Source organism: Pseudolysobacter antarcticus (assembly GCF_004168365.1).
Taxonomy (GTDB): domain Bacteria; phylum Pseudomonadota; class Gammaproteobacteria; order Xanthomonadales; family Rhodanobacteraceae; genus Pseudolysobacter; species Pseudolysobacter antarcticus.
The window spans coordinates 1,080,383-1,104,324 of sequence record NZ_CP035704.1; the positions used below are offsets into that span (position 1 = coordinate 1,080,383).

General features: G+C 59.8%; 15 protein-coding genes. 5 read left to right on the plus strand and 10 right to left on the minus strand.

What is annotated here, in order from left to right; genetic code table 11:
• Positions 1-175 precede the first annotated feature (175 nt).
• Positions 176-2,086, plus strand: coding sequence for a choice-of-anchor Q domain-containing protein (locus tag ELE36_RS04640; protein WP_129831976.1), 1,911 nt, complete (start codon positions 176-178; stop codon positions 2,084-2,086).
• Positions 2,087-2,376: 290 nt separating this feature from the next.
• Here ELE36_RS04640 and hydA read toward each other — a convergent pair whose 3' ends face one another.
• The 7 genes from hydA to aptA form a co-directional block, all read right to left on the minus strand.
• Complete coding sequence (gene hydA, locus ELE36_RS04645; RefSeq protein WP_129831977.1) at positions 2,377-3,807, minus strand: dihydropyrimidinase; 1,431 nt, start codon at positions 3,805-3,807, stop codon at positions 2,377-2,379.
• A gap of 51 nt (positions 3,808-3,858) precedes the next feature.
• Positions 3,859-5,349: an NCS1 family nucleobase:cation symporter-1 gene (locus ELE36_RS04650; protein ID WP_129831978.1), complete on the minus strand. Its 1,491-nt coding sequence runs from the start codon at positions 5,347-5,349 to the stop codon at positions 3,859-3,861.
• 48 nt (positions 5,350-5,397) lie between these two features.
• The gene (preA, locus tag ELE36_RS04655; protein WP_129831979.1) at positions 5,398-6,669 is read right to left on the minus strand and encodes an NAD-dependent dihydropyrimidine dehydrogenase subunit PreA; all 1,272 of its coding nucleotides are present in this window, start codon (positions 6,667-6,669) and stop codon (positions 5,398-5,400) included.
• 2 nt (positions 6,670-6,671) lie between these two features.
• Positions 6,672-8,051 carry an NAD(P)-dependent oxidoreductase gene (locus tag ELE36_RS04660; protein ID WP_129831980.1) on the minus strand — a complete coding sequence of 460 codons (1,380 nt, stop codon included), beginning with the start codon at positions 8,049-8,051 and terminating at the stop codon, positions 6,672-6,674.
• Positions 8,052-8,148: 97 nt separating this feature from the next.
• Positions 8,149-9,414, minus strand: a complete 1,266-nt coding sequence (locus ELE36_RS04665; RefSeq protein ID WP_129831981.1) for a Zn-dependent hydrolase — start codon at positions 9,412-9,414, stop codon at positions 8,149-8,151.
• 81 nt (positions 9,415-9,495) lie between these two features.
• Positions 9,496-11,001: a CoA-acylating methylmalonate-semialdehyde dehydrogenase gene (locus ELE36_RS04670; RefSeq protein ID WP_129831982.1), complete on the minus strand. Its 1,506-nt coding sequence runs from the start codon at positions 10,999-11,001 to the stop codon at positions 9,496-9,498.
• Positions 11,002-11,178: 177 nt separating this feature from the next.
• Positions 11,179-12,537, minus strand: a complete 1,359-nt coding sequence (aptA, locus tag ELE36_RS04675) for an omega-aminotransferase AptA (RefSeq protein ID WP_129831983.1) — start codon at positions 12,535-12,537, stop codon at positions 11,179-11,181.
• A gap of 249 nt (positions 12,538-12,786) precedes the next feature.
• Between aptA and ELE36_RS04680 the strand changes: the two genes are divergently transcribed.
• Positions 12,787-14,070 (plus strand): amidohydrolase family protein, encoded by a 1,284-nt coding sequence (locus tag ELE36_RS04680; RefSeq protein WP_129831984.1) that lies wholly within the window; start codon positions 12,787-12,789, stop codon positions 14,068-14,070.
• A gap of 34 nt (positions 14,071-14,104) precedes the next feature.
• Here the strand turns inward: ELE36_RS04680 and ELE36_RS04685 are convergent, their stop codons facing one another.
• The 3 genes from ELE36_RS04685 to ELE36_RS04695 form a co-directional block, all read right to left on the minus strand.
• Positions 14,105-15,574, minus strand: coding sequence for an MFS transporter (locus tag ELE36_RS04685; RefSeq protein WP_129831985.1), 1,470 nt, complete (start codon positions 15,572-15,574; stop codon positions 14,105-14,107).
• 34 nt (positions 15,575-15,608) lie between these two features.
• Complete coding sequence (locus ELE36_RS04690) at positions 15,609-16,643, minus strand: LacI family DNA-binding transcriptional regulator (protein ID WP_129831986.1); 1,035 nt, start codon at positions 16,641-16,643, stop codon at positions 15,609-15,611.
• A gap of 122 nt (positions 16,644-16,765) precedes the next feature.
• Positions 16,766-18,352 (minus strand): tryptophan halogenase family protein, encoded by a 1,587-nt coding sequence (locus ELE36_RS04695; RefSeq protein WP_129831987.1) that lies wholly within the window; start codon positions 18,350-18,352, stop codon positions 16,766-16,768.
• 215 nt (positions 18,353-18,567) lie between these two features.
• On the opposite strand from ELE36_RS04695, the gene ELE36_RS04700 reads away from it, so the two are divergent.
• From ELE36_RS04700 to ELE36_RS04710, 3 genes are all read left to right on the plus strand, one after another.
• Complete coding sequence (locus ELE36_RS04700; RefSeq protein ID WP_129831988.1) at positions 18,568-21,012, plus strand: TonB-dependent receptor; 2,445 nt, start codon at positions 18,568-18,570, stop codon at positions 21,010-21,012.
• Between the two features lie 150 nt (positions 21,013-21,162).
• The gene (locus ELE36_RS04705; RefSeq protein WP_129831989.1) at positions 21,163-22,644 is read left to right on the plus strand and encodes a GH1 family beta-glucosidase; all 1,482 of its coding nucleotides are present in this window, start codon (positions 21,163-21,165) and stop codon (positions 22,642-22,644) included.
• A 69-nt stretch (positions 22,645-22,713) separates the two neighbouring features.
• A complete protein-coding gene (locus ELE36_RS04710) occupies positions 22,714-23,925 on the plus strand; it encodes a cation:proton antiporter (RefSeq protein ID WP_129831990.1) in 1,212 nt (403 codons plus the stop codon).
• The last annotated feature ends 17 nt before the right edge of the window (positions 23,926-23,942 follow it).

Consider the following 23,942-nt stretch of genomic DNA (forward strand, 5'->3'; position numbering starts at 1 on the left):
GAAAGACGTGGGGATACCTCAGATTTCGATCCAGCTCTTGCCACGTTTTCGCCTGCCAAGTGAAGTTCCTGCCGATTTTAGCGGTGGTGGTTCTGAATCGAGCTAACGCGCTCCCTGCGAATCAGCCACGCACGGAACGTGCTGAAACGACAACGCATACACAAGCTCGCAGCCGTTGCTGATCGCCAGACTCGACACGCGGCCTTTTGAGAACGCGAATAGAGTGGTACGCGCGCTGTGCGCGGTAAACCAATCAGTTTCCAATGCCAAGCCGGCGGTGTATTGTGATTCCAGCTCATTCTTGCTGGGGCGAGAGGCAATGACTAAATTTGCTCAGCGTATGAATCGGAAATCAGATTCTCTGCGCCCACGCGCGCTCGCACATGCGCTGTCCATGGTGCTGCTGGGAGTTGGCTCGATGGGGTTTGCGGTGCACGCGCCCGCCGCCACGATCACGGTCAATACAACAGCTGACGAAACCACCGTGAACGGTAAATGTTCACTGCGCGAGGCCATTGGCAACGCCAACAGCAACACTCAAGGCGCTGCGGATTGCGCGGCGGGAACCGGTGACGACACCATAGTCTTCGACCCCGCTGCGTTTCCACACAACTCCCTGACCCCCAGCGTCGTGACGGGCAGCGTGTTGCTGCTCACCGATACCAGCACTGGCAACTTTTCCACGATCGATGGAGGTGGCGTCGTTGCGATCGATGGGGGCGGAACTTCCCCAATTTTCAAGACAGCACTCAACACACATACGTATTTCAAGGGCCTGACCCTGCGCAACGGCAATTCCACGTCCGGAGGCGCCCTGCTGAATTATGGTGTCGCAAAGCTGGGACTCTGCACGTTGGCTGGCAACAAGGCAACCAAGGGCGGCGCCATCAACAATCAAGGCGACCTCACGATCGTGACGAGCACCTTGTCTGACAACACCGCAACGTCGGTGTCCGGCCGTGGCGGAGCCATCTACGACAGCGGCAGTTTGTTTATGCAGAATTCGACGGTAAGCGGCAACAGCGCTTCCCAGGGAGACGGCATATTCGGGCATGGCGAATCCGGCAAACTGTACGACACGACGTTCGTCGGCAATACGCAATCGCAAGGAAGCGAAATTTTCCTGGATAGCAGCGTTGGGCATACGAACCTTCACAACACGGTCGTCACGTCCTCGTCCAGCGGGGCCAACTGTACTTTCTCGCCTGCAGCTCAGGTCCATGACCTGGGCGGCAACATTGAAAATGGCACGAGTTGCGGCTTCACGGTAGCTGCTTCTTCGTTGCCCAACATCAATCCACTGCTCGGTCCGCTCGCGCATAACGGCGGGTCTACGGCGACTATGGCACCCAGGTTCGGCAGCCCGGCGCAGGATGCAACCACTTGCGACGTCCTCACCGATCAGCGTGGCATCCAGCGGCCACAAGGTGTGAAGTGCGATGCGGGTGCAACGGAATCGGATCGGATATTTGCCAATGGCTTCGAGAGCGACAGTTTGACTTGCACACTCAGCACCGAATGCCACAGCTCGCATTCCGAATGCACTCTCGATGTCTGCGCGGCCAGCGCCTGCGGCCAAGAGAGCGCACCCATCGGGACAACGTGTGGCGCCAGCGGAGCCTGCGACGGCGCGGGCCTGTGCGCCGTACCGTCATTCTACGGATGGCCGACCCCTCCGGTATTCACGGACACGACATCGGTGATCGGGCATTTCGTGATCGCGTACCCCATAACGATCCCGCACGCGACTACGCTCGACAAGTTCGGCATATATGTAAGTGCGGCCGGCGGATTTGTGCAACTCGCGCTCTATACCGACAACGCCAACCAGCCGGGCACACTGGTCGCTGGTACGAACGCAGCATTTGCCCTCAACTCAGGCAACAACCGTGTCGACATTGCGGATGTCGCGCTCGCGGTCGGCGGCACCTACTGGATAGCCGTACGCTTTGCTTTTAACACTACGGTATCTTACGGAACGGGCAGCCAGAGCGCGAATCAGTGCATCCGGGATGCCCAAATCACTTCTATCGATGATTCGTGGCCGACGGCTTTTGGCCCCACACGTGTGCTACTGATCACCTGATCAATATGTACATCGTTACCCACGATTAGTGGTCCAGCTGAAGCTTCTGATGACCGCCGCGAGTTCACGGCTCGCTGCGGTCGTCCCTGTGCATGGCTCTCGAATTACTCACCGCCGAGGTTGTCGGTATTCTTGATAAACGCGGCGACGTTGTCGTGTGGTTCTTTCAGCGATGAAACAATGAGGCCAGGTCTTGTAAGGCCCCATTCTTCGAAAGAAATTAAGACCGTAAGGTGCAATAGCAAGGCGCAATCATGTCATTGGTGTTTTCGGATTGCCTTTAATGAGGGTCAACTTGCGGAACTATTCGCCGCTCGGCGCTTGTTGTTCGCCTCGAAATACGGTGCAAACGTTTTGCGCGAAAGGTATTGCCCCGCGCCGCGTTCGGCGCGCAGGTCGCCAGCGCTCCACACCAGTTTGCCGGCGGCAATGGTCTGGCTCGCGATGCCTTTCACGGTGCGGCCTTCGAAGACATTGAAGTCGACATTTTGGTGATGCGTCTTCGCTGAAATCGTGCGCGTCGCGTTGGCATCCCACACCACCAGATCGGCATCGGCGCCGACTTCGATGGCGCCCTTGCGCGGATACAGGTTGAAGATTCTGGCGGCGTTGGTCGAGGTGACCTGGACGAATTCGCTCGGCGTCAGGCGACCGGTTTCGACGCCGTAATGCCACAGCAATGACATGCGATCCTCAATGCCGGCGCAGCCGTTCGGGATCTTGGTAAAATCATCGCGACCGGCGGCTTTCTGCAGCGCGCAGAAACTGCAGTGATCGGTAGCGGTGGTGTGCAGATGGCCGGATTGGAGGCCTTTCCACAACGCATCCTGATGCTCCTTGGCGCGAAACGGCGGGCTCATCACATGCGCGGCGGCGCGCGTGAAATCGCTATCGAGATACACCGAATCGTCGATCAACAAATGGCCTGCGAGCACTTCGCCAAACACGCGCTGGCCTTCGCTTTGTGCGCGCTCGATTGCCTGCAACGCCTGTTGCGCCGAGACATGCACGATGTACAGCGGCACGCCGATTACTTCAGCGATGCGGACCGCGCGATTCGCCGCTTCACCTTCAACCGCAGGCGGGCGCGACAGCGGATGCGCCGCCGGCCCGGTGATGCCTTGCGCCAGCAACTGTTTTTGCAACTGGAAAACCAGCTCGCCATTTTCGGCGTGCACGGTCGGCAAGGCGCCGAGTTCGAGTGCGCGCCGAAAGCTGTTAACGAGGATTTCGTCATCAGCCATGATCGCATTCTTGTACGCCATGAAATGCTTGAAGCTCGACACGCCGTGCTCATTCGCGAGCACGCCCATCTCGCGATTCACGCTCTCGTCCCACCACGTGACCGCGACATGGAACGCGTAATCGGACGCGGATTTTTGCGCCCAGCCGCGCCAGGTGTGGAACGCTTCAAGCAATGATTGTTGCGGATTCGGAATCACGAAATCGATGATGCTGGTGGTGCCGCCAGCGAGCCCCGCCGCGGTGCCGCTGAAAAAGTCGTCGCTCGCCACGGTACCCATGAACGGCAATTCCATGTGCGTATGCGGATCGATGCCGCCGGGGATCACGTAACGATCGCCGGCATCGACAATCTGCGCGCCGGCAGGCGCATCGAGGTTTTGCCCAATCTGGACAATCTTGCCGTGGTCGCAAAAAACATCGGCGCGATAAGCGTGCGTGGCATCAAGCACGGTGCCGCCGCGGATCAACAGGGACATGTTTTTTCTCCGATCACGATAAAACGGCCAAGGTGCTGCAAGTACAAAAGATCATGCGCGTGCGGTATTGGCGCCGCTACGCGGGTAACGTGCGAGGCGCATCAATACAATGTAGGTGATGGCCGAAATCGCCAGCCCGGCGAACCACGCGTAGGTGTAGATGGTCTTGAAAAAGTCCGGCACAGCGGCGAACGAATCGGGAAATGCTGCGTTCAAAAATCCCGGCAGATTCGGCAGGATGCCGAGCAGCAAGGCGATCAGCGCGGCGGGATTCCAGCCGCGTCGATACGCGTATTCGCCGGACTCTTCGAACAACGCGCGCACGTTCAAGCGTGTGCCGCGCAGAAAATAATAATCGACCAGCATGATGCCCGCGACCGGCCCGAGCAGCGCCGAATAACCGACCAGCCACGTGAAAATATAGCCTTGCGTACTCGCAAGAATTTTCCACGGCATCGCCAGCAGCGCGACACCGGCTGTGATCAGGCCGCCGATCTTGTACGAAATGCGCCGCGGCGACAGGCTCGCAAAATCGTAGGCCGGGCCGACCAGGTTGGCCGCGAGATTGCAGCTCATCGTATCCAGCGTGAGTACCAGCAAAGCCACGCCAACGCCGATGCCGGCGAACTTGCTCGATAGCTCGACCGGATCCCAGATGGCCTTGCCGTAGATCACCACGGTGGCCGAGGTCACTACGACCGACATCAGCGACAGCAATCCCATCGGCAACGGCAGGCCGATACTCTGGCCGATGAACTGGTCGCGCTGCGAGCGCGCGAACCGCGTGAAGTCGGGGATATTCAGTGCGAGCGTCGCCCAGAATCCGACCATCGCGGTGAGTGATGGCCAGAACGTCGTCCAGAATTGTCCGGCCTTTTTGCCGCCTTCGATGAACTGCGACGGAGCACCCATCATCTCGCCGAAACCACCGGCGTTGTGCAGCGCCCACCCGACCAGGAACAGGCACATGAGGATTTTGATCGGCGCGGAAATTGTCTCCAGCCAGCGGATCGAATCGGTACCGTGCAGCACGAAATAGAGCTGCAAGGTCCAGAACGCAAGAAAGCACAAAAGCTGCGCGATGTTGATGCCGAGCCACGCAATCGGTTCGCCATGCAGCGCGTTGCCGGTGAGAATATTCAGCAGCGTATAGATGGCCAAACCGCCGAACCAGGTCTGGATGCCATACCAGCCGCATGCCACCACCGCGCGCAACAGCGCCGGCAATTTTGCGCCCTGCGTGCCGAACGACGATCGCACGAGCACCGCATATGGGATGCCGTATTTCGCGCCGGCGTGGCCGATCAACAGCATCGGCACAAGCACGATCGCGTTGCCGAGGAGCACGGTCGCCACCGCCTGCCACGGCGACATGCCCTGATCGATCAGGCCCGCCGCGAGCGTGTAGGACGGAATGCACATCACCATGCCGACCCACAGTGCGGCGAAGTGATACCAGGTCCATGTGCGTTGCGCCGCCGTAGTCGGCGCGAGGTCTGGGTTGTACAGCGCGCCGTGATCGATGTTCGAGTCGGTAGTCATGTCTTGCGATTCCCCAGGTCGTGCTGCAGATGCTGCCAGCGTAGCTGATTACGCCGATTCCGCCACGCGCCCCGGATTGTTTGGATGTGTGGTCCAGTCGGCATGGCCGCCGCCATCAACGCGCTCCATCGTGATGCAGTTGTCGACCGGACAAACGTGCATGCACAAATTGCAGCCGACGCATTCATCATCGACCACTTCGAAGTGCCGCTTGCCATCCTTCTGCGCGAGGATCGCCTGATGCGCGGTATCTTCGCAGGCGATGTGACAAAGGCCGCATTGTATACATTTATCCTGATCGATCCGCGCCTTGATGTCGTACTTCAGATTCAGGAATTTCCAGTCGGTGACATTGCCGATCGCGCGACCGCGGAAATCTTCCAGACGCTTGTAACCTTTGCTGTCCATCCAGTGACTCAGACCGCTGATCATGTCATCGACGATACGGAAACCGTAGTGCATCGCCGCCGTGCAAACCTGCACACTGCCTGCGCCGAGTGCGATGAATTCGGCCGCATCGCGCCACGTGCCGATACCGCCGATCGCCGAAATCGGCAAACAGCGTGTCAGCGCATCACGTGCGATTTCCGCGACCATCGCCAGCGCGATTGGCTTCACCGCCGGGCCGCAATAACCGCCGTGCGTGCCTTTGCCATCGACCGTCGGCGTTGGCGCCATGAGGTCCAGATCGATCGAGGTAATCGAGTTGATGGTGTTAATCAGCGACACCGCATCGGCGCCGCCCTTGAACGCCGCACGCGCCGGGCCGCGAATGTCGGTGATGTTGGGTGTGAGCTTGACGATGCACGGTAGCCGCGAATACTGCTTGACCCAGCGCGCGACCTGCTCGACGTATTCCGGCACCTGGCCGACCGCCGAACCCATGCCGCGCTCCGACATGCCGTGCGGGCAACCGAAGTTGAGCTCGACCGCATCGGCGCCGGTATCCTCGACCATCGGCAGGATATTTTTCCAGGCGTCTTCCTCGCACGGCACCATCAGCGAAACGATCATCGCGCGATCCGGCCAGTTACGTTTCACCTCGCGGATTTCGTCAAGGTTGACCTGCAGCGGACGGTCGGTGATGAGCTCGATGTTGTTGAGTCCGGCGATGCGCTGGCCATTCCATTGCACGGCGCCGTAACGCGAGCTGACGTTGACGACGTGCGGATCGAGTCCCAGCGTTTTCCACACCACGCCGCCCCAGCCGGCCTCGAACGCGCGGTTGACGTTGTAGGCTTTGTCGGTCGGCGGCGCCGAAGCCAGCCAGAACGGATTCGGCGAACGGATGCCGGCGAAATCGCAAAAAATATCGGCCATGATCAAGCTCCGCCGGTTGAGGATAGACGCTGCAGCAGCGCGCGATGGATGGATGCCGCGGCGAGTTTGCCGTCCTGCACCGCCTGCACGGTGAGGTCGGTCTGGCTGCCGACACAATCGCCGCCGGCCCAGACGCCGGACAGCGAGGTCTGGAAATCCGCATTTACCACAATGCGACCTTTTTGCATTTGCAACAATGCCGCATTTGTCGCATCGGACGATGGTGCGACCAGCACCTGGCCGATCGCCTTGAGCACGCTGTCGGTTTCAAGCCGCAACACATCACCGGTGCCGAGCAAACGGCCTTGCTCGTCGAGTTGCGTGTATTCGAATTCGATCGCCGTGATCGCGCCGTTGCTGCCGATGATATTGCGCGGCTGCGCCCATTCGATGATGGTCACGCCTTCTGTTTTGGCGAATGCCTGCTCCGCACTCGTGGCGCCCATCGTGTTTGCACCACGGCGATAAACCATGGTCACGGATTCGGCGCCGAGTTTCTTGCTTTGCACCGCCGCGTCGATCGCGGTGTTGCCGCCGCCGATCACGACTACACGCCGGCCGACCTTGAGTAACGAAAGATCCGCACACTGGCGCAACTCGGCGATGAAGTCGACTGCATTGCGTACGCCGGTGAGTTGTTCGCCATCAATGCCGAGCGCATTGACGCCGCTCAGGCCGAGTCCGAGGAAAACCGCATCGTGATCTTTTTGCAGAGAACCGAGGCTGAGGTTTTCGCCGAGCACCTGACCACCGCGCCATTCGATGCCGCCGATCGACATCAGCCACTCGACTTCGCGCGCGGCGAACTCGAGCACCTTGTATGCGGCGATGCCGTATTCATTGAGGCCGCCGGGTTTTTCGCGGGCGTCGAAAATCGTCACGCGGTGGCCAGCGCGTGCAAGCGCATGGGCGCAGGCGAGGCCAGCCGGCCCGGCGCCGACCACGGCCACGCGCAAGCCGGTATCTTCAGCGCGCTCGAACAGCGTCGCGTTCTGCTCGAACACCCAATCGGTGGCGTAACGTTGCAGCGCGCCGATCTGCACCGGCGCAAGTTCGTCGGGGCCGTTGCGGACACAACTGCCTTCGCACAGGATTTCTGTCGGGCAAACGCGCGCGCACATGCCGCCGAGAATATTCGCGCCGAGAATATCGCGCGCAGCTCCGGCCAGATTGTCGGTAGTGATGCGGCGGATGAAGCTCGGAATATCGATGCCGGTCGGACACGCCTGGATGCACGGCGCGTCGTAGCAGTAATAACAGCGTTGCGCGGCGATCAGCGCATTTTGCCGGTCGAGCGGGGGAGAAACGTCGTCGAAGTTTTGCGCAAGTTTTTGCGCTGACAATCTTCCGGCGGCGATATCGGCAGTTTCTTTACGCAGCATTCCGTCTCCTTGCGGGGGCACGTGACCGATTCCGTTTTCCCCAGCGCGAGTTCATCGCGCAACAGGAATCGACAATGTATCAATGTGTACTTGTTTATTATTTTTCTTGTGCGCGTTCGAGCATTGCGTGCAACAACACGTTGCCGCCGGCTTCGATCCATTCCGGCGTGGCGTCTTCGACTTCGTTGTGGCTGATGCCATCGACACACGGCACAAACACCATTGAGGTCGGCGCCACCTTGGCCAGGTAACACGCGTCGTGGCCCGCACCCGAAACAATATCGCGATGCGAATAGCCGAATCGTTGCGCGGCGGCGCGTACCGAGGCGACACAATCGGCATCGAATGGCACCGGCGCGTAGTAGAAAATCTGTTCGAGTTTGCTCACATCGAGTCGTTGCTCGGCGGCGATCGTGGCGATGCCGGCGCGTAGCTCGGCATCCATCTTCGCGAGCACCGCATCTTCGGGATGGCGGATATCGACGGTGAAAAAAACCTGGCCCGGAATCACGTTGCGCGAGTTCGGATGCACCTGCAGCATGCCGACCGTCGCGCACGCGTACGGCGCATGCGCCAGGCCGATGCGATTGACGAGCTGGATCGCGCGCGCGGCACCGAGCAGCGCATCGCGGCGGCGCGGCATCGGCGTCGGGCCGGCGTGGGATTCCTGGCCGGTGAACACCACTTCGTACCAGCGCTGGCCTTGCGCGGCGGTGACCACGCCGATGGTGATATTTTCGGCTTCGAGGATCGGGCCTTGTTCGATATGCAATTCGAACGCGGCATGGATCGGGCGCCCGCCGCACGGAATATTACCGGCGTAGCCGATGCGCTCGAGTTCCTCGCCCATGGTCTTGCCGTCGACATCGGCGCGCGACAAGCCGTATTCGAGCGTGAACACGCCGGCGAATACACCTGAGGCGACCATCGCCGGCGCGAAACGCGAGCCTTCCTCGTTGGTCCAGATCACGACCTCGATCGGATGCTCGGTGGTGATGCCGTGATCGTTGAGCGTGCGGATTACTTCGAGCCCGCCGAGCACGCCGTAGATACCATCGAAGCGACCGCCGGTCGGTTGCGAATCGGCATGCGATCCGGTCATCACGGGCAGCGCGGACTCGTTGCGTCCGGCGCGGCGCGCGAAGACGTTGCCCATCTGGTCGATGCTGATCGTGCAGCCGGCGTCCTTGGCCCAGGATACGAACAGATCTCGGCCTTGCCGGTCCAGGTCGGTCAGGGCGAGGCGACACACGCCGCCTTTCGGCGTCGCGCCGATCTTCGCCATCTCCATCAGGCTACCCCACAACCGCTGGCCGTTGATGCGGATGACTTCGGCGGTTTCGGTCTTGAATGCGGCGTTCATCGGTGGCACCTCGCGGATCGTAGTTCTTGCAGAAACGAGTCTGGTTTCAACACGGTTAAAATGCGGGTTTTATCCCGACATCTATCCTGACGTTGGCATCACGAACTGCGCGCCGGCGCGGATGCTCGCTGGCCAGCGTGTCGTGACCGTTTTCATGCGTGTATAAAAACGCACGCCTTCCGGCCCGTAGATATTGTGATCGCCAAACAACGACGCTTTCCAGCCGCCGAAACTGTGGAACGCCATCGGCACCGGAATCGGCACGTTGATGCCGACCATGCCGACTTGGATGCGGTGGGCGAAATCGCGCGCCGCATCGCCATCGCGCGTGAACAGCGCGACGCCGTTGCCGTACTCGTGTGCGTTGACCAGCGCGACAGCTTCTTCGTAAGTTTCGACGCGCAGGATGCTCAGCACCGGGCCGAAAATTTCCTCGCGATAAATGCGCATGTCGGGTTTGACGCGATCAAACAGACAGCCGCCGAGAAAAAATCCGCTCGCACATCCGGGCGCGCTGAAACCGCGACCATCGACCACGAGTTCGGCACCTTCAGCCACGCCGATATCGACGTAGCCTTTTACTTTTTCGCGATGCGCCGCGCTGATCAGCGGGCCCATGTCCATGCCATCGACATCACCGCGGCCAATCTGCAATGCGCGCACTCGCGGTGCGAGTTTTGCGACGAGCGCGTCGGCGACTTTATCGCCAACCGCGACCGCGACCGAGATCGCCATGCAGCGCTCGCCGGCCGAGCCGAAACCCGCGCCCATCAGCGCGTCGGCGGTCTGCTCCAGATCGGCGTCGGGCAATACCACCATGTGATTTTTTGCGCCGCCGAGCGCCTGCACACGTTTGCCGTGCGCGCAGCCGGTAGCGTAGATGTAGCGCGCGATCGGGGTCGAGCCGACAAAGCTGACTGCCTTGATATCGGCATGTTCGAGGATCGCATCGACCGCGACCTTGTCGCCGTGCACGACGTTGAACACGCCGTCGGGCAATCCGGCTTGCGTCAGCCATTCGGCCAGCAACAGCGACGACGACGGATCACGCTCGGATGGTTTCAGCACAAAACAATTGCCGCACGCGATTGCGATTGGAAACATCCACAACGGCACCATCGCTGGAAAATTGAACGGCGTGATTCCCGCGACTACGCCGAGTGGCTGGCGCAGCGAATGCGAATCGACCTGGCTGCCGACGTTCTCAGTGAATTCGCCCTTGAGCAATTGCGCGATACCGCACGCGAATTCGACCACTTCGATGCCTCGCTGCACTTCGCCGAGCGCATCGCTGTGGGTCTTGCCGTGTTCGGCGGTGATCTGCGCGGCGAGCACATCGGCATTCGCTTCGAGCAGCTCGCGAAACTTGAACATCACGCGTGCGCGTTTCAGCGGCGGTGTTTGCGACCACGCCGGAAATGCGGCCTTGGCTGCTTGCACTGCGCTATCGACTTCCGCGGCGGTGGCAAGCGGCAGCGTGCCGGACTCTTCGCCGGTCGCCGGGTTGTACACCGGCTGGCTGCGCGCATCGACATGGCCGATACGCTGGCCGCCGATATAGTGCGGAATCATTACGGGTGCGAGCATTTTTTCTTACTCCCTATTGTCGACACTTGGTGCCGCAACAAATTAAAAAGTAGCCGTCACCCCAGCGAAGGCTGGGGTCCATTTTGATTCCGCTACGACCGGCGACATCGCAAGCGTGTTGGTCAAAGTCAAAATGGATCCCAGCCTGCGCTGGGATGACGATGTTTATAAGTCTTCTCAACCTGCCGCGCGAATCGCGTCGCCTACGGCCGAAAACATCCGATCAAGTTCCGCATCGGTGGTAACTACCGGTGGCGCCATCGCGATCGTGTCGCCGGTAAAACGCAGCAGCATGCCGCGCTTCAGCGCTTCCTCGAATACGCGCAATCCGCGTACGCCGACCTGACCCGCGAGCGGGGACATTTCTATCGCGGCAGCGGCGCCGCAATTGCGGATGTCGATCACGTTCGGCTCGCCCTTCAATGCGTGCGCACCGTTTTCGATTTTAGCGGCGAGTGTGGCGAAGCGTTTTGGCACCTCATCCTCGTGCAGAATATCCAAGGTCGCGTGGGCGGCGGCAACCGCGAGCGGGTGCGCCGAATAGGTGTAGCCGTGAAAAAATTCGACCGCGTAATCCGGGCCCTGCATGAACATGTCGTAGATGCCTTGGCGCGCGATCACGCCGCCCATCGGCACGGTGCCGTTGTTGACGCATTTGGCGAACGTAATGAGATCGGGGGTGACACCAAACGCCTGCGCGCCGAACCAATCCCCCATGCGACCGAAACCCGTGATCACCTCGTCGAAAATCAGCAGGATGCCGTGCTTGTCGCAGATTTCGCGCAGGCGCTTGAGATAACCGACTGGCGGCACGACCACACCTACCGAACCCTGCATCGGCTCGACAATCACCGCGGCGATGGTCGAGGCATCGTGCAGCGCGACGATGCGTTCGAGATCGTCGGCCAGATGCGCGCCCCACGTCGGCAGGCCTTTCGAGAATGCCATTTCCTTGAGGTTGTGCGTGTGTGGCAGATGATCGACGCCGGGGATCATCGCGGCCGCGAACATCTTGCGATTGGCGACCATGCCACCGACCGAAACTCCGCCGAACCCGACGCCGTGATAACCCTTTTCGCGACCGATGAAACGTGTGCGCGAGGCGTCGCCTTTCAAGCGATGGTAGGCGAGGGCGATCTTCAGTGCGGTATCCACCGCCTCGGAGCCGGAGTTGGTGAAGAACACGCGATTGAGATCAGCCGGCGCGACATCGGCGATGCGTTCGGCGAGCCGGAAACTTTCCGGATTCGCCATTTGAAACGCCGGAATATAGTCAGCGCGATCCAGTTGGTTTTTTACCGCTTCGACGATTTTCGCCGGGCGATGGCCGAGCGAGCTGCACCACAAACCGGATAGACAATCGAACAGGCGTTGACCTTCGACGGTGGTGTAATACGCGCCCTCGGCGCCCACTAGCATTCGATCCAGCGGCTGGTGTTTCTTGAAATAGCGATTATGCGTATACGGCATCCAGTACGGATCAAGATTGAGATCCGCGACGGCGTGCGGCGTCGACGTGTTGGCGGCGAGATTCATCGTGTGCGGCTCCTGACGGTCAAGCGGCGGCCCGTGGTTTGGGCGCGGTGGCGCATCGCCTGCTGACAGGTCGATGGCAATCTGGATTCGCGCGCAGCAAGCAGCGTGTCGCGGCGCTGGCGACGAAAGCGTTTTCGTCGCGTTGAATCTGAGGGGCCTAGAATTGCACTATGTGCGCCGCGATGCAACGGGGGGCAATCGCGCGGCGCGCATGATATTTTGCCGCATCGATTTGTTGCGGATAAAACCATGGAACTGATTCTGCGTCATGCCAACTTGCCCGACGGTCGCTGCGATATCGATATCGGTATCGACCAGGGACGCATCGTTGCACTCGAAGTAGCACTCGTTGCATCCGCCGCGCAGGAAATCGATGTACGCGGACGGCTCGTGTCGCCGCCGTTCGTTGATGCGCATTTTCATCTCGATGCGGCGCTGTCGCTCGGCCTGCCGCGACGCAATCGCTCCGGCACGTTACTCGAAGGCATCGCGTTGTGGGGCGAACTCAAGCCGGATCTGACGCAACAAGCCGTGGCCGCGCGTGCGATGGCGTATTGCGACATGGCGGTCGCGCAGGGATTGCTCGCGATCCGCACGCATGTCGATATTTGCGACGATCGTCTGCTCGCGGTCGATGCGTTGCTCGATGTGCAGCGAAGAGTCGCGCCGTATCTTGACCTGCAACTCGTCGCGTTTCCACAGGACGGATTTTATCGCGCGGCGACCGCCGAAAAAAACCTGCTGCGCGCGCTCGACCGTGGTGTGCAGGTAGTCGGCGGCATTCCACATTTCGAGCGCACGATGGCCGATGGTGCGGCGTCGGTACGGCGCCTGTGCGAGATCGCGGCAGAACGTGGCTTGCTGGTCGATATGCATTGCGACGAATCCGACGATCCGCTGTCGCGCCACATCGAAACACTCGCGGCGGAAACGCTGCGGCTCGGATTGCACGGTCGGGTTGCCGGCTCGCATCTGACCTCGATGCATTCGATGGACAATTATTACGTCTCGAAATTATTGCCGCTGATCGCCGAAGCCGGTGTCGCGGCAATCGCCAATCCGCTGATCAATATCACCTTGCAGGGTCGCCACGACAGTTATCCGAAACGTCGCGGCATGACGCGTGCGCCGGAGCTCATCGCCGCCGGTGTCACGGTCGCGTTCGGCCACGATTGTGTGATGGATCCGTGGTATTCGTTCGGCTCGGCAGACATGCTCGAAGTCGCGCATATGGCCATCCATATTGGCCAGATGACCTCGCTCGACGGCATCGTCAATGCGTATGCCGGCATCACCAGCAACGCGGCGAAAATTCTGCATCTGGATGGCTATGGCATTGCACCTGGTTGTCGCGCTGATCTTGTTGTGTTGCAGGCGGCGGATCCGTTCGAGGCGATTCGCCTGCGCGCCGCGCGTTTGCTGGTATTGCGTGGCGGCCGTGTGATCGCGCGCAGTGCGCCGCGACAAAGCGAGTTGTCATTGCCGGATCGACCGAGCAATCTGAGTCTGGAATTTGCGCCGGGCAGCCTCTGAAAAAACGCAGATGCTTTTGAGGTTTTGCTGAAGCTCAGTGCGTCTTGACGCGCAACGTGAATAGCCCGGCCAGGATCAGACTCACGCCGCCGATCAGCAAGGCATTGATCGGCGCGTCATCGAAAAATCGCTTCAACAGAAAACCGAGCACGCTCGCGGCGAGCAGTTGCGGGATGACGATGAAAAAATTGAAAATGCCCATGTACACGCCCATTTTTTTCGCCGGCACGCTGTCGGACAGGAGTGCGTAAGGCACCGACAGAATCGACGCCCAGGCGAAACCGACACCGATCATCGACAGCAACAGCCAGTGCGGATCGCGGATCACGAGGAACGATAAAAAGCCGAGTCCGCCGAGCATGAGATTGATCATGTGGGTGAGGCGTACCCCCAAACGGCGGATCATCCACGGGATGAAAATCACGATCAGCGCGGCAAAACCGTTGTACGCGGCGAACAACAGACTGACCCAGTTGGCGCCGTCATTGTAAGCTGCCGAATGGGTATCATTTGTCGCAAAGTGTACTTGTGTAACTGCGGCAGTGCTGTAAATCCACATCGCGAACAACGCAAACCACGAAAAAAATTGCACGATCACGAGCTGACGCATGGTGGTCGGCATCGCATGCAGATCAGTGATGATCTCGGCGAACATGTTGCTGCCGTCACTGAAGCTCACGACGATCTGCAAACTGCCATACGCGAGCATACCCGCCGCCAGCAGATAGAGCTGTTTGTCGGCGTGCAGCAGAAACAGCAGTGCGAGCGTCGCGAGGCCGGCGATCAGCCAGATGACACCCGCCCGGCGCACGCGCGCAATCGGCAATGGCGTGGCGGCATGCACGGATTCTGCGTCAGCATCCTCGAATACGATGATTTGTTCGGGCGAGTATTCGCGCGTCGACAATACCGTCCAGCCCATCGTGCCGAACATTGCCGCTGCGCCGATATAAAACGCGTATTTCACCGTGTCGGGAATTTCGCCCGCGGCGGCGATATTGTTCACGCCGAACTGCGCCAGCAGCCACGGCAAAATGCTCGCGATCACCGAGCCGAGGCCGATGAAAAATGTCTGCATCGCGTAACCGCTCGGGCGTTGTTGCGACGGCAAATGATCGCCGACGAACGCGCGCAGCGGCCCGAGTGAAATATTGATCGAGGCGTCGAGAATCCAAAGTAAACTCGCCGCGATCCACAGCGTTGGCGAGTTCGGCATCGCGATTAGTGCAAGCGCGGCGAGCAGCGCACCGACCAGGAAATAAGGTCGGCGCCGTCCGAGTCGCGTCCAGGTACGATCCGAAAAGTGGCCGACGATGGGCTGCACCAACAGCCCGGTCAACGGTGCGGCGATCCACAAAATCGGAATGTCATCGACACTCGCGCCGAGCGTCTGGAAGATTCGGCTCACACTCGAATTCTGCAGCGCGAAACCAAACTGGATGCCGATAAATCCGAAACATATGTTCCAGATTTGCCAGAAATTGACCTGCGGTTTGCTGCTCATGATGTTGCTGATGTGGTGGCGAGCGGGTTCATGCTCAGCGTCTTTTTGCCGGTGTTCCGGTCGGTACCGGCCCGGTCGATTGGCGGATCTGCAATTCGTATGGCACCGGCACGAGTTGCCCGGCGCTGGGATCGCGGATCGATGCGATCAATTGCTCGGCGGCGATGCGGCCCATGTCGCGACATGGCTGGCGCACCGTGGTCAGGCTCGGCCAGACCTGGCGCGATGTCGGTGTGTCGTCGAAACCGAATACCGAAAGATCCTGCGGAATGCTCAGGCCGCGCTCGAACGCCTCATGCATCACGCCGCATGCGCTGTCATCGTTGGCCGCAAAAATTGCGCTGGGCGGTAGCTTGAGATCCAGCAATTGCCGCGCGCCGGCGATGCCGTCCTCGAACGAAAAACCGCCATCCACGACCAAGGTTTCATCGTAGTCGATGCCGGCGCGGCGCAAACCGTCGCGATAACCCGCAAGTCGCCACGCGCGGCCGCTGTGCGCCATCGGGCCGGTGATGTGTGCGATGCGACGATGCCCGAGCGATACCGCGTGCGCGATCATCTCGGCAGCGGCCTTGCGCTCGTCGAGGATGGTGCCGACGCGCGCGTCTTTCGCCTTCGCCGAAATCGTCGCGTAACGCACACCGAGTTCATCGAGGCGTTGCAGTAATTTGATGTCATCTGCAAACGGCGGCAGCAAAATCAACCCATCGGGCCGATATTGCGCGACCGAATCCTCGACCGAAACAACGTGCTCCGCGCTGCTGTATTCGAGCGGCCGCAACATCGCGCTGTAGTGCGTGCTTTCGCAGGCCTGCAACATGCCGACGATGATTTCCATGACGTAGGCGGAGCCCGCGAACGGATCATCGTAGACCAGCGAAATGAGGTACGAGCGATTGCCGGCGAGACTGCGCGCCGACGGATTTGGTCGATAGTTCAGCGCCTGCGCCGCGGCTTCAACGCGCAGTCGGGTTTTTTCGCGCACGTTCGGCTCGTGATTGAACACGCGCGAAACGGTTTTCATGGAGACGCCCGCCGTTGCGGCGACATCTTCGATTCTGGCTCGCATCTATGCTCACTTGTTGCGACTGGCGTCGATCAAAAAACCGCCAATCTGTTGATGGGTTTGCCCAAGCGCCAGCGCGTTATGCTACATCAAGCGCCACGTCGCACGAGTATGTGTTGCGGTGATCACGCTGCCGGTTTGCTGGCGAATCCATGCGCGCAGATTTCCTCGATCAAGGCGCGATGATCAGGCAGGTCGGCAATCGCGTGTGGCGCCACCGCGCGGATCATTTCGAATTCGCGCTGCGCCGCATCGACGCGTGGATAAGCGTGCCGCATGCCGCTGAGGTCGGTCTTGAACTCCATGCCATACAACACAAACTGCCAGCTCGCGGGCATGAACATTTCCAGATCGGTGACAAAATCCAGCCGATGGGGTGGACGGCAACGCCACATTGCGAGTTTGTCCTGCAGCGATTCGGGAGTGCTCGCGGCGTCGGCATTGTCGATCCAGAACGATGAGTCGCGCCGCTGGCTTATGCAGTAGTGCATCTTGATGAAATCGATGATGCGCTCGTAACGTGTGGTCATCTGTGCATTAAATAGCTTGGCGACGCGAGCCATGTCGCCATCGTTCGGCAGCAGGTGCGCGATCAGGTACGCGGCAATTTCGATCAGGCCGATGCCGGTCGATTCGAGCGGTTCGAGAAAGCCCGCCGACAACCCAACCGCAACACAATTCTTGCGCCACTGCTCGGGGCGAAAACCGGTCTCGAACTTGAGCAAACGTGCGTTGAGATTTTCGGCGGCGGGTCCGATATATTGACGCAGCACCTGCTCGGCGCGGCTGTCATCGGTGTGTCGCGACGAATACACATAACCGATACCGCGACGCGCCTGCAGGCCGATATCCCAGGTCCAGCCGGCTTCGTGCGCGGTGGAAATGGTGTATGACGGAATCGGCGTATCGGCACGCGGATACGGCACCTGGATCGCGACCGCACGATCGACAAACAGCGTATCGCGCGTGCTGCGAAACGGTGATCCGAGCGCGTCGCCGATCAGGCCGCCGCGCATGCCGGTGCAATCGATATACAGGTCGGCAGTGAGCGCGCCGGCTTCGCGTGTGATCACGCGCGCGATTGCGCCTTGCTCGTCGAGCTCGACTTTTTCCACGTGCGCGATCTTGTGTTGCACGCCGAGGCTGCGACCGTGTTCGGCGAGCAGGCTGGCGAAACGTCCGGCGTCGAAATGGTAGGCGTAGTTCAGCCGTCCCTGATATTCGCTGTCGGTGCGGCGTTTCGGCGCGCGTGAAGCATCGGCGACATGTTTCTGCATCGTCGCCGCGTCGGCGAAAGCGGCACCCGGCGCGGCCGCGCCGAGCAGCCAGTACGGCAGCAATTCCGGGCTGTCGCCACGCTGGCTCGGCAGGCTGAACGGATGAAAATAATGGCTCGTGGCCGAGGCCGTCGGCGTGCGCGCCCAGTTGGCGAACTTGATGCCTTGCTTGAAGGTGGCGTTGGCGCCGCGCAGGAAACGCGCTTCGTCAAGACCGATTGCCGCGAGCGTGCCGCGGATCGATGGGAAGGTGCCTTCGCCAACGCCGATGATGCCGATATCGGCCGACTCCACAAGCTCGATCTGGATCGATTCCATTTGTATATTTTGCGCACTTTGCTGCGCGGCGATATTCAGCGTGCGAGCGAGATAGTTCGCGGTCAGCCAGCCGGCGGTGCCGCCGCCGACGATGAGAATTTTGCGCAAGGCAGCCATGCAAAACGTCCTCGAAAGATTTTGTCGTCGCGACTTGTAGCACAATTGATCCGACGGGGAAAATTTGTTGCAAAGCAACAAATTAGCTTAATTGGCAGCGCTGTCATTTTGTAATTGACAGCGCTGCCAATTTGCAGTATTTCTTTGCCGCGAAACCGAAACGACCAAGGCAAAGCAACTTGGCGCTAGGCCCATTCACAAGGGAGGAGGGAGACATGAATACCCGTTATCGCGCGCTTTCGAGCGCAATTTTTGCCGTGCTCGCCATGGGCACTGCGTACGCCGAAGACGCTCCAGCTACCGCACCGGCTACTGCCGCCGATGCGGCGCCGGCGGCTTCACAGAAATCCCAGGATCAGAAATCGCAAGCGCTCGATACGGTGCAGGTCACCGCGACCAAGCGTTCCACGTCGCTGCAGAAAACACCGGTGGCGGTCAGCGCCCTGAGCGCCGATACGCTGCAGAAGGAGCGCATCAACAACGTCGCCGACATCACCAAACTCGTGCCGGGTTTTGCTGCAACCACCGAGGGCGATCACGGTGTAATTACGCTAACCTTGCGCGGTATCGGCAATGACAGCGCCAAGACCGAATACGCCGATCCGGAAGTCGCGCTGTTCGTCGATGGCGTGTACACGCCGCGTGCGGAGGCAGCAGCAGGTTTGCTGCTCGATCTCGAATCGGTGGAAGTATTGCGTGGCCCGCAAGGTACGTTGTGGGGCCGCAATTCGACCGTTGGTGCGGTCAATTTCCAGACCGCCAAACCGGAGCTGGGGCCGTTCTATGGCTATGCGCAGTTCGAGGCCGGCGACTACAGTCATCTCGGCATGCGTGCGGCGGTAAATGTGCCGGTATCGGATACGTTTGCGTTCCGTGTCGCGATCGCACAAGAACAGCATGATGGTTACGTCGATTTCCAGAATCCGATTGGTCAACTGCCATCGGTCGCGAGCCAGCAGGCGGCATATATCACCTCGGGTGGCACGCTCGCCACGTTCAAGCCGATCGATCCGAACCTCTATGTCACCAAGGGTCAGAAATACAATTCGCAGGATCAGTCCGCCGCGCGCATAAGCACGTTGTGGACGCCGAGCGACAAGCTGACCTGGAACCTGTCGTTCGAATATTTCCGCGATCGCGGCACACCGAACGCCAACCTGATGCAGCAGCCACGCGCGGGTCAGGATTTCTGGTCGGCGCTGGTCGATACTGCGCCGCAACTCGATCGTAATTCGTATGCGTTGCGCAGCAGAGTCGACTACGCCATCAATGATGGCATGGAGCTGAGTTATATCGCCGGTTTCAGCAAGTTCAACGGCTCCAGCGATTACGATCAGGATGGCGGCGTGCAGGTGCCGACCAGCTTCGCCAGTGGCGCGAACTTCCAGGATGATCGCACCAATGATTCGCGCTACAAGAGCAGCAGTCACGAGCTCGATTTGAAGTCGACCGGCGACAATACCATCGACTGGATTCTCGGTCTGTATTACGCGTCGGAAGATAATTCGATCCGTTTCGATATTCCGATTTTCAACGGCACGTCGCAAGGTACGGTGGGTTGGCAAGGTTCGTTCATCCAGCCGAAAGAAACGGTGGATTCGTACGCCGGGTTTGGCCAGATGACTTGGCATCTCAGCGACAGCCTGCGTCTGACCGGCGGTGCGCGCTGGACGCATGACGAGAAAGAAAACGACGGCGGTCGCAACTACGGCTGGGCTTACGACGCGACCGTGCCGCAGGTGCCGATTTCGACTGGCACCCAGCCTGGGCCGACGTCCGGTTTTGCGGTATCGGCGAAGAACGACGGCAAGTACAGTTCGAGCAAACCGACCTGGCTGCTGCGTGCTGATATGGATCTTTCGAGCAATGCGTTGCTGTATGGCAGTGTCTCGACCGGCTACAAATCCGGCGGCTTGCAGGATGGCGGCGTGCCGTACAAGGGCGAGTCGATCCTCAACTACGAAGCCGGCATCAAGCTGACGTTCCTCGATCATCACCTGACCTGGAACACGGCGGTGTATCACGAGGATTTCAAGAACTTCCAGTTGTCGGCGCCGATCACGTTTGTCGACGGTAGCCATGGCCTCGGTTTCTCGAATGTCGAAGGCACCACCAAGGTCACCGGTATCGAATCCGAACTGGCTGCGGTGCTCAGTGATGCCGATCGTTTGAACGTAGTTGTTTCGGTGATTCCGCAGAAGAAACTCGGTACGCTTATTTACGCCGGCAGCAACGATTACGGCGGTTTGCCGGCATGCGCGCCAGCCTCTGGTATCGGCAATTGCCTGAACGTCAGCGGCAACGATCTTGCGCATGCGCCGGATACATCGTTCAGCGTGATCTACGAGCACAAGTTCAGCCTGAGCAACGGTGGCGCGCTCACGCCACGCTTCAGCGGTCATTACGAGACGGCGAGCTGGTTGAGTCCGTTCAACCTGGGTAATGGCGATCAGCAGGGATCCTATTTCCGCGGTGACCTGATGATGCGATACACGCCGGCCGATGAAAAATGGTGGGCGGGTGTGTATGTGAACAACTTCACTGACGTGAAAGTGCGCACCAATGCCGGACGCACAGCACTGGGCAACAACCAGTTCATCTACACCTCGCAATATCTGGCGCCGCGCACCTTCGGTATGAATTTCGGCGTGAGTTTCTAGCGCTGCGAACAAAGCTCCAGCGACTTTGGTGTCGAGCCCGGTCTGCGCTCCCGCGTGAGCTCGACACCTTTTTTTCGCCAATCATACAGACCGCACGATAAAGACGATGCGCGCTGCGGCACGAATGACAGACTCAGAAGGAAGTTCACTATGCAGCGTCGCGAAATCTTGCGCCTGGCTCTCGCTTTAACTGGCAGCTCGATGTTGAGCCGCAGCCGATTCGGGCTTGCCGAAGCCGCGCTTGGCAATGCCGCGACTGCCGCTGCAACAAATCTTGTCAGCGACGCTTTCCCGAAAGATTTCCTGTGGGGTTCGGCGACCGCGGCGTATCAAGTGGAAGGTGCGTGGAATACCGACGGCCGTGGCGAATCGATCTGGGATCGTTTTGCGCACACGCCCGGCAAGATCAAAGACAAGAGCAACGGTGATGTCGCGTGCGACAGTTATCACCGTTATCAGGAAGACATCGATCTCATGCGCCAGCTCGGCATGAAGACGTACCGTTTCTCGATTTCATGGTCGCGCGTGCAGCCCGATGGGCGCGGCGCGATCAATAGCAAGGGCCTCGACTATTACAAGCGCGTCACCGATGCGCTGCTCGAAGCGGGCATTCGTCCGTTCCCGACGTTGTATCACTGGGATTTGCCGCAAGCGCTGGAAGATGCCGGCGGCTGGCCGAATCGCGATACCGCCGAACGCCTCGCCGACTACGCCAAAATAATGGCCGATTCGCTCGGTGATCGCATTGGTCAGTGGAGCATTTTCAACGAGCCGAAAACCTTCACCCACGTCGGTTATTGGCAAGGCACGCATGCACCGGGGCGCAAGGATCCGCTGGCTTTGTTGCGCGCCACGCACACGGTGAATCTGGCACAGGGCATGGCGTTTCGTGCCCTCAAGGCGGCCAGCGCGAAACCGCAGGTCGGTGGTGTGATCGATGTGGCGCCGATGAATCCGGCGACGAACTCGGCCGCTGACAAAGCCGCGGCGCAACGCTGGTACAAGTTCCTCAATCTGTGGTTCCTCGATCCCGCGCTGAAAGGCAGTTATCCCGAAGGCGTGTTGCCGCCGGCACAACAAGCGCAGTTGCTGGGGCTGCGCGACGGCGACGAAAAAATCATGCGCGCGCCGCTCGATTTCATCGGCCTGAATTATTACTCGCCGTGGATCGTGCGTGATGCGCCGCAAGGCAATGGCGTGCCGGGGCTGAATACCAAATCCGACTGGGCGGCGGGCCCGGATGAAAAAACCGATAACGGCTGGGATATTTATCCGAAAGGTTTTTACGACATCCTCAAAGACATCGCCGCGCATACCAACAACCTGCCGATCGAGATCACCGAGAACGGCGCGGCGTACAACAGCCTGCCCGACAGTCACGGCCATGTGCACGATCGCAAGCGCATCGTCTGGTTGCAGAAACATCTGCGCGAACTCGCGCGTGCGATCCACGACGGCGTGCCGGTTCGCGCTTACCATTGCTGGAGCCTGCTCGACAATTTCGAATGGGGCGAAGGTTATTCGCAACGTTTCGGTCTGGTTTATGTCGATTTCAAGAATCGCCAGCAACGCACGGTGAAGGATTCCGGCGAGTGGTTTGCCAAGGTGATTGCCGCGAACCGGGTGGTGTAGGCGCGTATGCCGCAACACGATCAAAGCCGGTAAGCTCAGTCATGTTTTCGCGATCGGATTTGCGTCGTCATGCATAACAGTATTTCCTCGACCGAAGTATTCCTGATCGCGATGGGCATCATTCTCGCGGTGCCGTTTCTGATCTGGCGCTTCGGCAATCTCGACTATTACGCACCACTCGTGGTGGTGCAGATCATCACCGGTATCGTGCTCGGGCCGGGCACACTCGGCAAGGTCTTGCCGGACTATTTCGGCTTCGTCTTTCGCCCGGATGTGGTGCAGGCGCTGAACGGCATCGCGTGGTGGGCGGTGATGGTGTTCGTCTGGATTGCGGGTATCGAGCTCAACCTGAAACAGGCGTGGTTGTATCGCCGCGAAAGCAGCATCACCGCCGGTCTCGCGTTGGGTACGCCGCTGCTGTTCGGTTCGCTCGCCGCGATCGGGTTGCTGATGTTCGATGGCTGGATCGGGCCGAACGCGCGGCAATGGCAATTCGTTCTAGGCATCGGCATGGCGTGCGCGGTGACGGCGCTGCCGATCCTGATCCTGTTGATGGAAAAACTCGATATCCTGCGCGAGCCGATCGGCCAGCGCATCCTGCGTTACGCGAGCATGGACGATGTCGCGATCTGGGGTGTACTCGCGGTGATCCTGATGGATTGGTCGCGCGTTGGTCGGCAAGTCGGATTTCTGATGATATTTGCGCTCGCCAGTTTCTGTCTGCGCGCATTGATGCGTTGGCTCGCCGAAAAAGATCGCTGGTACGTCGCGTTGATCTGGCTGGTGCTGTGCGCGTGGAGTGCGGATTGGTCGGGCCTGCATTTCATGGTCGGCGCGTTTCTCGCGGGCGCGATCATGGATGCGGAATGGTTCGACCAGAACGACATGGACAAATTGCGCCAGCATGTATTGCTGGTATTCATGCCGGTATTTTTCCTGTCCACTGGCTTGCGCACGAACTGGGCCATGGGCGGCAGTGCGGTGCTGATTGCGGCGGCGGTTTTGCTGGTTGCATCGGTCGTGGGAAAACTCATCGGCACACGCATTGCCGGGCGCATACTCGGCTGGCCGCGAGCGGAGAGTTCGATCATCGGCTGGCTGTTGCAAACCAAGGCGCTGATCATGATCATCTTCGTCAATATCCTGCTCGACAAGGGCATGATTACCAGCGAAACCTTTACTGCATTGCTGCTGATGGCCGTGCTCAGCACAATGCTGACGGTGCCGCTCGTGGCACCGCGCCTGCAACGGCTGCAGTCGTTGATTGCAAAATCGGCATGAACACTTTTTCAAACGCG

Excerpts from the sequence above, each read along its gene's own strand:
- preA (WP_129831979.1), bottom strand. The coding sequence starts at position 6,669 with ATGGCCGATATTTTTTGCGATTTCGCCGGCATCCGTTCGCCGAATCCG.
- ELE36_RS04680 (WP_129831984.1), top strand. The coding sequence starts at position 12,787 with ATGGAACTGATTCTGCGTCATGCCAACTTGCCCGACGGTCGCTGCGAT.
- ELE36_RS04670 (WP_129831982.1), bottom strand. The coding sequence starts at position 11,001 with ATGCTCGCACCCGTAATGATTCCGCACTATATCGGCGGCCAGCGTATC.
- ELE36_RS04660 (WP_129831980.1), bottom strand. The coding sequence starts at position 8,051 with ATGCTGCGTAAAGAAACTGCCGATATCGCCGCCGGAAGATTGTCAGCG.
- ELE36_RS04710 (WP_129831990.1), top strand. The coding sequence starts at position 22,714 with ATGCATAACAGTATTTCCTCGACCGAAGTATTCCTGATCGCGATGGGC.
- hydA (WP_129831977.1), bottom strand. The coding sequence starts at position 3,807 with ATGTCCCTGTTGATCCGCGGCGGCACCGTGCTTGATGCCACGCACGCT.
- ELE36_RS04705 (WP_129831989.1), top strand. The coding sequence starts at position 21,163 with ATGCAGCGTCGCGAAATCTTGCGCCTGGCTCTCGCTTTAACTGGCAGC.
- ELE36_RS04695 (WP_129831987.1), bottom strand. The coding sequence starts at position 18,352 with ATGGCTGCCTTGCGCAAAATTCTCATCGTCGGCGGCGGCACCGCCGGC.
- ELE36_RS04690 (WP_129831986.1), bottom strand. The coding sequence starts at position 16,643 with ATGCGAGCCAGAATCGAAGATGTCGCCGCAACGGCGGGCGTCTCCATG.
- ELE36_RS04665 (WP_129831981.1), bottom strand. The coding sequence starts at position 9,414 with ATGAACGCCGCATTCAAGACCGAAACCGCCGAAGTCATCCGCATCAAC.
- ELE36_RS04685 (WP_129831985.1), bottom strand. The coding sequence starts at position 15,574 with ATGAGCAGCAAACCGCAGGTCAATTTCTGGCAAATCTGGAACATATGT.
- aptA (WP_129831983.1), bottom strand. The coding sequence starts at position 12,537 with ATGAATCTCGCCGCCAACACGTCGACGCCGCACGCCGTCGCGGATCTC.
- ELE36_RS04700 (WP_129831988.1), top strand. The coding sequence starts at position 18,568 with ATGAATACCCGTTATCGCGCGCTTTCGAGCGCAATTTTTGCCGTGCTC.
- ELE36_RS04650 (WP_129831978.1), bottom strand. The coding sequence starts at position 5,349 with ATGACTACCGACTCGAACATCGATCACGGCGCGCTGTACAACCCAGAC.